This is a genomic window from Aquimarina algiphila (assembly GCF_947494415.1).
In the GTDB taxonomy this organism is placed as follows: Bacteria; Bacteroidota; Bacteroidia; order Flavobacteriales; family Flavobacteriaceae; genus Aquimarina; species Aquimarina algiphila.
Genome location: NZ_CANLVC010000009.1, coordinates 1 through 14,212 on the forward strand (window position 1 = coordinate 1; position 14,212 = coordinate 14,212).

10 protein-coding genes and 2 pseudogenes are annotated in these 14,212 nt (G+C 32.2%); 10 read left to right on the forward strand and 2 right to left on the reverse strand.

Going from position 1 to position 14,212, the window contains the following annotated elements:
- Positions 1-70 precede the first annotated feature (70 nt).
- The 7 genes and pseudogenes from PQF96_RS21450 to PQF96_RS21480 all read left to right on the forward strand — a co-directional run bounded on the left by PQF96_RS21450 (position 71) and on the right by PQF96_RS21480 (position 9,159).
- Positions 71-463, forward strand: a pseudogene (locus PQF96_RS21450) (DUF4837 family protein).
- Between the two features lie 85 nt (positions 464-548).
- A complete protein-coding gene (locus tag PQF96_RS21455) occupies positions 549-2,948 on the forward strand; it encodes a hypothetical protein (protein ID WP_271768208.1) in 2,400 nt (799 codons plus the stop codon).
- A 17-nt stretch (positions 2,949-2,965) separates the two neighbouring features.
- Entirely contained in the window at positions 2,966-3,109 is a 144-nt protein-coding gene (locus PQF96_RS21460) for a hypothetical protein (protein ID WP_271768211.1), read from the forward strand.
- 86 nt (positions 3,110-3,195) lie between these two features.
- Positions 3,196-3,339, forward strand: a pseudogene (locus PQF96_RS21465) (LysM peptidoglycan-binding domain-containing protein); the annotation flags it as partial.
- A 19-nt stretch (positions 3,340-3,358) separates the two neighbouring features.
- Complete coding sequence (locus PQF96_RS21470) at positions 3,359-4,351, forward strand: DUF4837 family protein (protein ID WP_143917674.1); 993 nt, start codon at positions 3,359-3,361, stop codon at positions 4,349-4,351.
- Between the two features lie 181 nt (positions 4,352-4,532).
- The gene (locus PQF96_RS21475) at positions 4,533-6,914 is read left to right on the forward strand and encodes a hypothetical protein (protein WP_271768213.1); all 2,382 of its coding nucleotides are present in this window, start codon (positions 4,533-4,535) and stop codon (positions 6,912-6,914) included.
- A gap of 118 nt (positions 6,915-7,032) precedes the next feature.
- Positions 7,033-9,159 carry a Tex family protein gene (locus PQF96_RS21480; RefSeq protein WP_271768215.1) on the forward strand — a complete coding sequence of 709 codons (2,127 nt, stop codon included), beginning with the start codon at positions 7,033-7,035 and terminating at the stop codon, positions 9,157-9,159.
- A gap of 45 nt (positions 9,160-9,204) precedes the next feature.
- On the opposite strand, the gene PQF96_RS21485 is transcribed toward PQF96_RS21480, so the two are convergent.
- Together PQF96_RS21485 and PQF96_RS21490 are read right to left on the reverse strand one after the other, a co-directional pair.
- Positions 9,205-9,408, reverse strand: a complete 204-nt coding sequence (locus PQF96_RS21485; protein ID WP_109436222.1) for a hypothetical protein — start codon at positions 9,406-9,408, stop codon at positions 9,205-9,207.
- A gap of 185 nt (positions 9,409-9,593) precedes the next feature.
- A complete protein-coding gene (locus tag PQF96_RS21490) occupies positions 9,594-9,788 on the reverse strand; it encodes a Sec-independent protein translocase subunit TatA/TatB (protein ID WP_109436221.1) in 195 nt (64 codons plus the stop codon).
- A gap of 258 nt (positions 9,789-10,046) precedes the next feature.
- Between PQF96_RS21490 and PQF96_RS21495 the strand changes: the two genes are divergently transcribed.
- The 3 genes from PQF96_RS21495 (at position 10,047) to PQF96_RS21505 (ending at position 14,210) form a co-directional block, all read left to right on the forward strand.
- On the forward strand, positions 10,047-10,919 hold the full coding sequence (locus tag PQF96_RS21495; RefSeq protein ID WP_271768218.1) for a M23 family metallopeptidase: 873 nt from the start codon (positions 10,047-10,049) through the stop codon (positions 10,917-10,919).
- Positions 10,920-10,925: 6 nt separating this feature from the next.
- Positions 10,926-12,425, forward strand: coding sequence for a GH3 auxin-responsive promoter family protein (locus tag PQF96_RS21500; protein ID WP_271768222.1), 1,500 nt, complete (start codon positions 10,926-10,928; stop codon positions 12,423-12,425).
- 90 nt (positions 12,426-12,515) lie between these two features.
- Positions 12,516-14,210, forward strand: a complete 1,695-nt coding sequence (locus PQF96_RS21505; protein WP_271768225.1) for a DUF6909 family protein — start codon at positions 12,516-12,518, stop codon at positions 14,208-14,210.
- Positions 14,211-14,212 lie beyond the last annotated feature (2 nt).

Sequence of the window (14,212 nt, forward strand, 5' to 3'; positions counted from 1 at the left end):
CCTCAACAGGAACCTTTATTTTCGATGAGACAAATGCCAATGGCTGCATTTTCTGGTTTAGCAAGAAAAAATCGTACTTTTTTATGGATCAAAAAAAGGAAAAGAAGAAGAAAGAAAGTACGGAGTATTGAACAATAAATTTGCAACTCCTCAACTGGGTGTTGTGATTTCTGGTTCGAGTGATGCCGATATTATTTCATTGATTAGAGAACATCAAGAAACGATCGTTTCAAGATTTAAATCCACATAAACTCTAGAAAAACAGAGTAGAATACAGAAATCACTTGAGAAAATCCCTCAATTAAAGGAAAAACTAGGAATTACACTTAAGATTCCTACAGCTTATCGTATCGCAATAGAAGAAGAAGATTTTTTCTGGATACGTAAAGATTTGACTAATGGAAGTATGATTACTAATTATCTCTATTTTTTAAGAGGAATTTTACAAATTAGTTTATCCTAATTTTAAGTTAAAGTCTTGATATTCAAAAGATATAAGTTTTTTGATATTTATATTTAAAGGTAATCACATATAAAACCGGAGGCTTATGAATCGTTTATTACTTAAATTATATATACTTTTTCTTTCGCTAGGAGCATTTGCACAGGATCAGAGTTCACGTTCTGCGGCAGAGGCTAATCAAGATTATTTTAGTGTCCCGAGAGAGACACTTTTTTTACATCTGGATAAAAGTGTTTATATCAAAGGCGAGGAGATTTGGTTTAAGGGATATGCATACGATCGTCAAAACAATCTTCCTTCTTTTGGTTCTACAAATTTCAATGTTCAGATATTTAATGAGGAAGGTAAGGAATTATACGAAGGTTTGTTTTTTGGTTCCAGAGGTAATTTTAGGGGAAATATTAAAGTAGATTCTATTTGGAACGATGGTGATTACTATGTTCGAGCCTCTACGAATTGGATGAGTAATTTTTTGGAAGACGAATCGTATACCAAGAAAATAAAAATCATAAAGGAATCAGTCAAAAAAGAAATTTTACCAAAAGAAATACAGTATGATTTTCAGATTCTGCCTGAAGGAGGGCACTTGATTTCTGATACAGATAATAGTGTTGGCTTTAAGTTGATTAATAATAGGGGGTATGGTGTACCTTTTGAAACGGGATATGTAATTGATAATCAAGGAAATAAAATTGCTTCATTTGCTTCGAATCAATTCGGTATAGGTAAATTTAATATGCGTCCAAAATTAACCACACAATATAAAGCGGTCGTACGATTTAAAAATGGAAATGAGATAGAAAAATCATTTCCTAAAATCAATGCCAGAGGTATAGCAATTGCCATTAATAATATTTCAAAGGATTATGCGATAGTGGAGCTTAATACCAATATAAAAACCTTAGAAAATTTAGCTAGTAATGATTATTATTTATTGGTGAGTCAAAACCATCTATCTAAGAAAATTCCTTTGCATTTTTTACCTAATGAAACACAAAGAAGGATTTCATTAAAAAGAGACATATTTTACCCAGGGATAAATAAGGTGACTCTGTTTAAAGGAAAAATAGCTGTTGCAGAAAGATTATTGTATAGTTCTTTTGATCATATTGTCAAAAATATTAGTACTGACTTAGAAACCGCAAAGGACTCTTTATCCATTGCCGTAAAAATACCTAAAAAAGAAGGAGTAAGATATGATGTTAGTGTTTCGGTATTACCAGAAGGAACCCAATGTTATAATTCAATCGATAATATATATTCAGCTATGATATTGAGACCTTATGTAAGGGGTTTTATAGAAGATGAGAAATATTATTTTACTGAAATGGATAGAAAAAAGAGATATAATCTTGATTTGTTATTAATTACTCAAGGATGGAGTAAATACAATTGGAATAGCATTTTTAATAAAGAACCTAAGATTTCATATAGTTTCAATCAAGGTTTTAAACTTAAGGGTAAGTTACAAGGTAGAAAGAAAAAGAATATCACTAAATTATATATGAATCCAACAATATATCAAAAAGGTAATTTTATTGATATAGATGAGGATAATTCTTTCGAAATTCCCAATTTTTTTCCTGAAAGAGGAGAAAATATTGAGATTTCGGGAGTAGAATCTGGCAATGTTTTTGTGAAGCCTGATTTGTATTTACAAGTACAGCTAGATCAGCATAAAATGCCATTTGATACTTCTGTGTTATTTCGTGAAAACATAGTAGAAGATATAGAAATGAATACAGAAGTAAAAATCCCTGAAGGTTTTATTACTGATAAAGTTCAGGTATTAGATGAGGTTATGTTACAAGGAGAGCGTAAAGAAGAAAGGACAAGTAAAGTACCTATGCTTAGGTATATTAGAAATAATTCTACTAAGATTACAGAGCGTATGGCTAGGGATTTTCCTACCATATTAGATTATATAACATCTGTAGGAAAATTTTTTATACGAGATCAGAGACCCGTTACTTCTGATATTACTATTTACGATCGTGCACCAAGTTCTATAAATTTTCAGGGAGAGGTTCCCATATTTATTGACAATGTACAGTTAATAGGAGATAAAAGTATGTTGACTGTATTGCGAACAAATGAGGTAGATAGAATTTATATTGATAAGATAAACTATGGTTTAGGTCTTAGAGGAAGTGGAGGTTCATCTATAAGAATATATACTAGAAAAATTCCATTAGGATCAGAAATTACTAGCTACAAAAGCACTTCAGAACATAAAATGATCAAAGGTTTTGAGAAGGTAAAGGAGTACTATAATCCTGGATATTCAAACTATTTGGATTCAGGATTCATAGATTATGGTGTTATTCATTGGCAATCTTGGGTGGAGTTTGACGAAGAGGGTTTAGGAACTTTTAAAATACCAAATACTGGATTAGAAAGTTTTATTATTTATATTGAAGGAATGGGAAGTGATGGAAGTTTAATTTCAAAAACTCAAACGATAAAAAACGTCAATCTCAATTAGATTTTATCATTTATCTAATGACTTCGAATCTTTTTCAAAAACTTTCTCTTTTGGATAATAGAGCTACCATTCTTTTTGTTTTCAAATACAGTAAGGAAATGACAGATGATCTGGATGAAGTCGTATTGGCAAAAAAGATTGTTAGGATTACGTTAACGTAAAATCACTATAGCTTCATCATGATTAAAATAAAAAAAGAAGAAGACACCAAAAGCAGTTTCTATGCCTGCAACAAAGGCCTTAAGCATCCTATACAGTAAAAACTGGAGACACCTTATGGAGTATTTCACAAAAATTTAAAGGTATTTCTGTAGAAAATCTTAAAAATTGGAACGATATTAGCGGTAGTGGTATAAAACCAGGTATGACATTGAAACTTTCGAAATCATAACCGCAAATATCATCACTTTATGAGGAAATTATCGCTTGCAATTATTTGCCTGCTTTGTATCATTAGCTGTACAGAGACCAAAAAAGACAAAAAAACAAAGAATCAGGGAGCCATGGCTCACTCTGTAGGAAAAATAAATGAACTCTCTGTTGTTATTGAGAATGATTTATGGAAAAGTAATGTTGGGGATACAATACGTAAATATTTAGGTGCAGAAGTACCTGGATTACCTCAACAGGAACCTTTATTTTCGATGAGACAAATGCCAATGGCTGCATTTTCTGGTTTAGCAAGAAAAAATCGTACCTTTTTATGGATCAAAAAAGGAAAAGAAGAAGAAAGAAAGTACGGAGTATTGAACAATAAATTTGCAACTCCTCAACTGGGTGTTGTGATTTCTGGTTCGAGTGATGCCGATATTATTTCATTGATTAGAGAACATCAAGAAACGATCGTTTCAAGATTTAAATCCACAGAAACTCTAGAAAAACAGAGTAGAATACAGAAATCACTTGAGAAAATCCCTCAATTAAAGGAAAAACTAGGAATTACACTTAAGATTCCTACAGCTTATCGTATCGCAATAGAAGAAGAAGATTTTTTCTGGATACGTAAAGATTTGACTAATGGAAGTATGAATTTAATGCTATATGAACTTCCTTTAGGAATTGTAACTAAAGATTCAAATACCGTTTCTAGTATTATAAAAATGAGAGATTCTATAGGCGCAATAAAAATACCAACTTCAGAGGTAGGTCATTTTATTACAGAAGAAGCATATGCTCCATATTTGTATGAGACAACTCTGGATGGGAGATTTACTTTTGAAACCAAAGGAACATGGGAGATTAAAGATAGGTTTATGGCGGGCCCATTTGTTAATTATGCAATAGAAGATAAAGTAAATAATAGATTAGTAGTATTAGAAGGTTTCGTATTTGCCCCTTCAATTAATAAAAGAGATAATATGTTTGAGTTGGAAGCTATAATGAAATCTATAAAATTCGAGTAGACCCATAAGGTATCTGGTTTGAATTTAGAATACCGAATACATATATGTTGTCAAAATTTATCACTGTTTTATTTCAACGATACAGATTATGTAGTTAAGACTATATTAGCTCGGTTGGTTTAAGAGGATAATTGATATTTATTGGGTAATAAGTACCATTTTATTTCACACAATTATCATTATGAAGAGACAGTTGCTTATCGTCATCTCTTTCTTGTTTATACTATCATTATCAGCACAAGAAACAACTCAGATTTCTCCAGAAGAAGCTAATGCACAATACTTTGATATTCCAAGAGAAACAGTATACGTTCACCTTAATAAAAGCACTTATCTTCATGGAGAAGAAATATGGTTTAAAGAATATACTTATGATCGAAAAAACAACCTTCCGTCACGATTTACAACAAACCTAAATGTAGAACTCTTTGACGATAAAGGAAACGAAGTATATAGCGGTTTGTTTTTGGGATATTATGGCAGTACACAAGGAAATATAAAAATAGATTCTACCTGGGCAAGCGGAAACTATTACTTAAGAGCTTCTACAAATTGGATGAATAATTTTATAGAGGATGACTCTTATGTTCAAAAAATAAGTATTGTAAATAAGTCTATAAATGAAACTACAAATCAGCAAGAAGAAGGATATGATTTTCAATTACTACCAGAAGGAGGGTATATGGTTTCTGATACAGAAAACACTATAGGCTTCAAATTGATTAATAATCGAGGGTATGGAGTTTCTTTTGATAATGGTAGTATACTTGATGACCAAGGTATTGTTGTTGGATCTTTTAAATCTAATCAATTTGGTATCGGTAAATTTAAGTTTAAACCACGCTCTGGTATAAAATATACTGCTGTTTTAGTATTAGATAATAAAAGTGAAATAAAAGTACCTTTCCCTCAAGCAGAGAGTAAAGGGATAGCAATACGTATTAATAATCTTTATGAAGATAATGTAATCATAGAATTTAATACAAATGCAAATACGGTAGATGCATTAAAAGATAACAATTATTATTTATTGATTCATAAGAACAATGCTTCAAAAAGGATAGCAATCAACTTCTCTCCTGGTCAAATAAGTAAAGCCATATCCATACAAAGAGAAGAATTATATTCAGGTATAAATACGGTTACGCTTTTTGAAGATAACACTCCTGTTTTAGAACGTTTGCTTTTTAATCGTATCGATGAAACATATACAGATATAAAAGTGACGTACCTTAAAACCATCAATGATTCATTGTTACTTAATATAAAAGCCCCTCAGAAAGATAATATCGCATATAATCTAAGTGTTTCTGTATTGCCGGGAGGAACAAAATCATATACGCATCAGGATAATATACACTCAGCCATGTTGCTTAATCCATACATTAAAGGATTTGTTGAAAACCCAAAATATTATTTTCCTAATAAGAGTACCAGAAGAAAAGCATATGATTTGGATTTGTTATTGATTACCCAGGGGTGGAGCAGGTATAATTGGAATACGATTTTTAATCAAAAGCCAAAGAAAATGTATGATTTTAATAATGGCTTGACATTAAAAGGAAAACTTCAGAACACAAAGAATAAAGATATCAAACAAGTATATCTGTATCCAACCAAAAAAAATACTTCCAGATTAATTGATGTTGACAGCGAAGGGGCATTTACAATTAAAAACTTTTATCCTGAGAAGGGTGAAGTGATTAGTATTTCTGCAGTGAAATCTAATGGCAAATTTGTAAAGGAAGGAACATATATTCAAATACAATCTAATCGATTAAAAAAACCACTGATTTTAACTGCTTCTAATATAAATATAAACGAAAGAGGAGCATTAGATGTTTTGATTCCAGAATATTTTTTTGATGATGCAGAATTATTAGATGAGGTAATTATACAAGGGAGAAAAAGGCAAGAAGAAGTTGATTTTGATTTCTTAAAAGGAAAACCCATACAAATTAGTGAAAAAGAAAGAGATATTTTCATCAACATAACAGATTATTTAACTCAGGTTGTGGGAATAAGGTTAAATCTTAATACGGATACAAGAACAACCTCGGGATTACCACCAGATGAGTTTTCAGGAATTCCTTCAAATCCAAATGCACCTGTAGTGTATGTAGATGATATACAACTTATAGACATTAGTGTTTTACTTAGTATTCGTACCAGAGATGTAGAAAATGTATATTACGATAGATTTGGTTCAGGAATAGGAGGAGGTGTTGGCGGTAACGGTGTGATTAGAATTTATAGTAAAAAAACATTTTCAAATACGAACTCTGTATCAAGTGGACTAGCAACAAAACTTTCTGAGTATACTACTAAAAAAGGATTTCAACCGATTAAAGAGTTTTACAACCCCATCTATACCAGTTATCAGGATCCTTTTTTTAGAGATTTTGGTACAATTCATTGGCAACCGTATATAAATTTCGACTCAAAAGGAGTTGCTACGCTTAAAATACCAGATACATTTACAAAAAACATTAGACTTTTTATTGAAGGAATGGGTACTGATGGAAGTTTGATTTCCAAAATGGAAATGATAGAACTAGAATAAATTTGGCCTCTATCCTGATGCAAATTAAGTGCTTATAAAGAGTAAGGGTAAGAATTTAATTCACCTTTGAATTCTTTGTGGTTTATAATATATTTAGCGATGTTAAAAAATGATTTTTATGAGTGTTGTTTCTTTTGTTGCTAAACAAATCCCTATTTCAGAAAAACAAATTGCCAAAACCATTTCTCTTTTAGATGATGGAGCTACCATTCCCTTTATTTCCAGATATCGTAAGGAAATGACAGGTGATTTGGATGAAGTAGCTATTGGCGAAATAGTAAAATATAAAACGGCTTTTGAAGTACTTCAAAAAAGAAAAGAAAGTGTTCTTACCGCAATTCGGGAACAAGAAGCTTTAACTCCAGAATTAGAGAAGAGAATTCTATTGGCAGATACACTTACTCAATTAGAAGATCTGTATTTACCGTATAAGAAAAAAAGAAAAACTAAGGCTTCTGTTGCCAAAGAACAAGGTTTAGAACCGTTAGCAAAGATTGTTATAGAACAGAAAGAAGAAGAAATTCTTTTTGTAGCATCACAATACTTAAACGATGAAATTTCTACAGAAGAATTGGCACTACAGGGAGCTAGAGATATTATTGCAGAATGGATTAATGAAGACGAAAAAATTCGAAATAGATTACGAAGATTATACCAACGTAAAGCGACCATAGCTTCTACCGTGATCAAGGCAAAAAAAGACGAAGAAGAAGCTCAGAAATACCAACAGTATTTTGATTGGGAGGAACCACTTCATAAATGTCCGTCACATCGATTACTGGCAATTCTAAGGGCTGAAAACGAAAAAATTGTAAGAGTAAAAATTACCGTTCCCGAAAATGATGCATTGGATATTATAGATGATGTGATGATTAGAACAAATGTTGAAGCTTGTACCGATCATGTATTTTTAGCAATTTCTGATGCGTATAAACGTCTATTAGCTCCTGCAATTTCTACAGAAATATTAAATCAATCAAAAGAAAAAGCAGATGATAATGCGATTAAAGTTTTTGCGCAAAACTTAAAACAGTTATTACTGGCATCACCTTTAGGGCAGAAGAAGATATTAGCATTAGACCCTGGTTTTAAATCAGGTTGTAAACTCGTTTGTCTTGACAAGCAAGGAGATTTATTGCATAACGAGAATATCTACCCTCATCCTCCACAAAGAGAAGTCACAGGAGCAATTAAAAAGATACGATCCCTTGTAAATGCGTATAAGATAGAAGCAATTGCAATAGGAAATGGTACTGCCGCAAGAGAAACTGAAGCTTTTATTAAAAAAATACCATTCGAAAACCCTATACAAGTCTTTATGGTAAATGAAAGCGGCGCTTCTATATACTCTGCCTCCAAAATAGCACGAGCAGAATTTCCTAATTATGATGTGACTGTACGTGGAGCGGTTTCTATTGGCAGACGACTGGCAGACCCACTAGCAGAATTAGTGAAAATTGATGCAAAATCTATTGGAGTGGGACAATACCAGCACGATGTAGATCAAACCAAGCTTAAAAATGAATTGGATACTGTAGTAATGAGTTGTGTGAATAGTGTAGGAATTAATGTAAATACAGCTAGTGTTCCATTATTAAGTTATGTTTCAGGGATTGGAGAAAAACTAGCAGAAAATATTGTGGCTTATCGATCAGAAAATGGCGCATTACAGTCTCGCGAAGAATTAAAAAAAGTGCATAGATTAGGAGGAAAAGCTTATGAACAAGCTGCTGCATTCTTAAGAATTACAAGCCCTAAAAACCCACTAGATAACTCTGCAGTTCATCCCGAACGATATCAATTGGTTTCTAAAATGGCTAAGGACGCAGGAGTTCCTGTAACTGAGTTAATAGGAAATAAAGAAGCTATTTCAAAAATTAAACTTCAGGGCTATATCACCGACGAAGTGGGGCTTCCTACGTTAACCGATATTGTTAAAGAATTAGAGAAACCTGGTGTAGACCCCAGAAAGAAAGTTACAGTTTTTGAATTTGATCCAAACGTAAAAACTATAGCAGATATAAAAGCAGGAATGAAACTACCAGGAATTGTAAATAATATTACAAATTTTGGATGTTTTGTAGATATAGGAGTTAAAGAAAGTGGATTAATTCATATTTCAAAACTGGCGAATGAATATATAAGCGATGTAAATGCCGTTGTGCAATTACATCAACATCTAATGGTTACTGTAGTAGATGTAGATATGAATAGAAAGAGGATACAGTTATCTCTTGTGGATTAAAAAAAAGCCTTATAGAAATATCTAATATCTATAAGGCTTGATATTTTATTCAGGTTGTTCTTCGCTCGTTTGTTTAGATCCCATAAAAAATAAAATCAATCCCAAAACAAGTATTCCAACTCTGATTATCCATCCTGTTGTTAGTCCCCAGGAATCAATCCATATGAGAATTTTAAGATTGTAATTAAAAAAATTTAAAAGAATTGATATAGCTCCTGCAATAGCTATGTACGAACCTATTTTTTTCATTCGATTGTTGTTTAGTGTTAGATACAAACATATAAAATTATTTGTAAACACTTAATTTATTGGCATGTAGCTATAATAAGGACTTTATGTTTTTCAACGTTGCATAAATGATAATGATTAGTGTGTACAAAAAAACCAACTCTTTTTGAGTTGGTTTTTTTGTATGTATTTGATGATGAGAAAAATTATTTTTTCTCATCAATTTTTGGATCTTCTTCCTCTTCTTCTTTCGAAGCATCCTTAAATTCTTTTATACCACTCCCTAGGCCTCTCATTAATTCGGGAATTTTTTTTCCTCCAAATAAAAGGAGTACAATTCCTACGATTAAAGCAATTTGCCATGGACCTATCATTCCTAAAACTATACTAGATAATATCATGATCTTAACTATTAGATGACAAAGTTAGCAAGAAATGATGAAACTGATGCAATTTATATAATCTTTAACCATTAAAGAATGATGATTCCTTAAATTGTATTGTGTTTTAGATAATTTTTGGAGCAGAGAAAACGTTCTTGATGATACGTTATTTAAGAAACATTTATATATCAAAAAGCTTATATTTTGATATTTGTAGATTATGTATATTTGCGAATAATACCTATTTGATAACATTCTTTACAGAAGATGTAATCCATGGCAAAAAAGAACAAAGAACAGAAGAAGATTACTAAAAAGCTGCTTAATAAGTATCGCTTAGTTATCCTTAATGAGGATACTTTTGAGGAACGTATATCTTTTAAGCTTAACAGACTTAATGTTTTTGTAATGGTTACCATAACGTCGATAGTTCTGGTAGCAGGAACAACTTTTTTAATCGCTTTTACACCACTTCGAGAATATATTCCCGGGTATTCTTCTACTTCATTAAACTTAAGAGCAACTCAATTAGTTGCTACCACCGATTCTTTGGAATCCAGAATCATGATAAATCAAGAATACTATAAATCAATTAAAAAAGTATTGACAGGAGATGTAAAAACGGTAGAATTTGATATTGATTCTGCAATACAGTCTCAAAAAATAAACCCACAAGAAATTGATTTAAAACCTTCTGAGCAAGATATTAAACTTCGTGAAGAAGTGTCTAAAGAAGATAGATATAGCCTGTTCGAAAGTGAAAAATCGAGTTTAGACTTTTCACTATTTCCGCCGGTAAAAGGTAATATCACTTCTAAGTATAATGCGACAGAAAAACACTATGGAGTGGATGTTGCAGTTCTAAAAGATACTCCAGTAAAAGCAGCATCTTCTGGTACTGTAATTTTTGCTGAATGGACGGCAGAAACGGGCCATGTGATTATACTTAAGCACGGTAACAATTTGCTTACAGTATATAAGCATAACGCCTCGTTGACAAAACAACAAGGAGAACAAGTTAAAGCCGGTGAAGTAATTGCTACTGCTGGTTCTACAGGAGAACTATCAACAGGGCCTCACTTACATTTTGAATTATGGAGAGATGGATACCCTACTGATCCGTCTAATTTTATTGATTTTGAACAATAATTATCTATGTCCTTAAAATCATTAGGAGCTAAAATATTTGCTAAGCGCATTCGCAAGAAAATTAATAAATGGTCATCAAATCCGATAAAAACCCAAGAGAAGGTTTTTAAAGATTTAATAAAAGTGGCTGGGAATACTGCATTTGGTAAGGACCATAATTTTCAGAATATTAAAACACATTCGGATTTTGTAAAGAATGTTCCTATACGAGATTATGAGCAATTAAAATCATATGTTAATCGAGTTGTAGATGGAGAAAAAGATGTGCTTTGGCCGGGGAAACCTTTATATTTTGCAAAAACATCAGGAACTACAAGTGGAGCCAAGTATATTCCATTAACCAAAGATTCGATGCCTACTCATATTAGAGCAGCACGTAATGCAATTTTATGCTATATAGAAGAGACCGGAAAAGTTGATTTTGTTGATGGTAAAATGATATTTCTTCAGGGAAGCCCAGAGATGGAAGAAAAAAATGGAGTAATGCTGGGTAGACTTTCTGGGATCGTGGCACATTATGTACCTAAGTACTTACAAAAAAATAGATTGCCAAGCTGGGAAACAAATTGTATCGAAGATTGGGAAGAAAAGGTAGATGCAATTGTTGAAGAAACAATACATCAAAATATGACTGTAATTAGTGGTATACCACCATGGGTGCAAATGTATTTTGAAAAACTACAGCAGAAAACGAATAAAACTATAGGAGACCTGTTTAAAGAGTTTGAATTATTCATATATGGCGGAGTTAATTTTGAGCCCTATAAAGCTACATTTGAAAAATTGATAGGAAGAAAAGTTGCAGGTATCGAACTATACCCTGCATCAGAAGGATTCTTTGCTTTTCAGGATAAGCAAAATGAAAAAGGTATGCTACTGCAGTTAGATTCTGGGATGTTTTATGAATTTGTAAAGGCAGAAGAGTTTTTTGAAGAGAAACCTAAAAGATTAACTATTGGTGAGGTCGAAAAAGGTGTTAATTATGTAATGCTTGTTTCTACTACTGCAGGATTATGGTCTTATAATATTGGAGATACTGTAATGTTTACCAGTACGACACCCTACAGGCTAATCGTTTCTGGAAGAATAAAACATTTTATTTCGGCTTTTGGAGAGCATGTAATTGGAAAAGAAGTAGATCAAGCCCTTAAAGAAGGTGCAGACACCATAGGAGCAATGATTAATGACTTTACCGTTGCACCACAGGTTAATCCCGATAATTCTGAATTACCATACCATGAATGGTTTATAGAGTTTAAAGAAGCTCCAGTTGATATCGAGGCACTGGCATTAGAAATAGAAAATTCACTAAGAAGGCAAAACTCGTACTATGATGATTTGATCGAAGGGAAGATATTAAGAACTCTAAAAATAACCCCAGTCCCTAAAGATGGTTTTAAAGACTACATGAGATCAGTTGGTAAATTAGGAGGACAAAATAAGCTTCCCAGATTGTCTAATGATAGAAATATTGCAGACAAACTTACCGCTATGATTGATAAATAGTTTAAATCATTATTTGAACGAAAAAGAAACATAATTATACATGACATTTCAATGTTCGGTTAGTATACTTATATTTGCTAGGAAAAATTTATGGCAAATCTAATATTACAAGGTAGGACAAGGGCTCAGGAAAGCTCAAGCGCGATCGAACGCATGTACATTACTATGCGTCATCTTTTTAATAGAGGTTTCTATAAGCCTATGGGTGTTTCTGGAGATACATTAAGAGAAGCACTTCTTATTCTTCGCCCCGAAATTTATGGTTCTGTAGCAGAAGAAAAAGTAGAACTTAATGGGCTTCTTTATGTAATAGATCGTTTACCCTTTGGTATTGAAGAATGTCGATATATTAATCTTACTAGTGAAGAAGGGTATAAAAACTCTCATTTTAAGGCAATTGTTCCTCCAAAAAGAAGAAGAAACTGTTATCGTATTGATGAGGAGCAGATGAATATTGAAATTACCAGAGGAAGGTCTGAAATTTATGATATACTTACGCATCTTACATTCCTGTTTATAGAGTCACATAAGATTATGAATCGAGTTGTGATTAATGAACAAGGAAAAGTAACCAGAGATTGGCAAAAATTAGAAAAAGCGGTGCTATCAAAAAAAGACTTAACTAAAGCCGAAAGAGAAGTAGCACTTACACATACCGCAAATATTTTAGGAAGAACTTTTGAAGAAGTTTCTTCTGTTTATAATGATTTTTCTTGCCCTGAAAGCAAAGAACGTTTTTTAGAGATTATTTATTGGTTAGGTAAATTAGCGATAGAGGAATCTATAGAAGACAATAAACGAATAGTTACTTTTAGTCCAGTATTAAGAGAAAGGCTAGGACACCATATTCATGGAGAGATTTGGGCAAATACAATTAAGAAGAAATTAGAAGAACTTAATTTACTTCAACGCCCAATTCATATTATAAGTGCAAACATGCACAGTGTAATGAATGCATTATATGCACCAATTGCTCTAAAGACCGAATTAAAAAACAAGAGTACATTTGATATTTATGAATCATTAAGCGAAAGCAAAAATGATAAATTAAGAGCTAGAGTAGAGAAATTAGCTTTACAGAAAGGAATGACATATATCGAAGATCAAAGTGGAGCAAATATTAATGTTCAGATTTTTGATACTATTCAATACCCAGAAGGTGAATACAAAAACCATATTGCTGATTTAGAAAATGAGAATAAACCTGTAATTGTTGTTATGGACTATGCGTTTGGAGAACAAGCGTATGAAACTATGGATGAATTATTAAAACCTTATATAAATATTGAAGGTGATAAAGTACATCTGGATGTCAAGTCTGTTTCTATTATGGGTAAAGCTGGTATTCTTGAAGGAGGAAAAGGAGATATTATGATACCTTCTGCTCACGTTTTTGAAGGGACAGCAGATAATTACCCTTTTAAAAATCAGCTAAAAAAGAAAGAATTAGAAGGTCATGGTATTGATATTTATGATGGAGCTATGATTACCGTTTTAGGAACATCATTACAGAACAGAGATATATTAAAGTTTTTTCATGACTCCACCTGGAATGTGATCGGTTTAGAGATGGAAGGAGCTCATTATCAAAAAGCAATACAATCTGCTTCAAAACTTAGAGGAAGTATAAGCCCAAAAGTTAAAGTACGATATGCATATTATGCTTCAGATAATCCATTAGAAACAGGAAGCACCTTAGCTTCAGGAGGATTAGGAACAACGGGAGTAAAGCCAACATATCTCATAACTGAGAAAATAATAGAGCAAATATTTAAAGAAAGATAGTA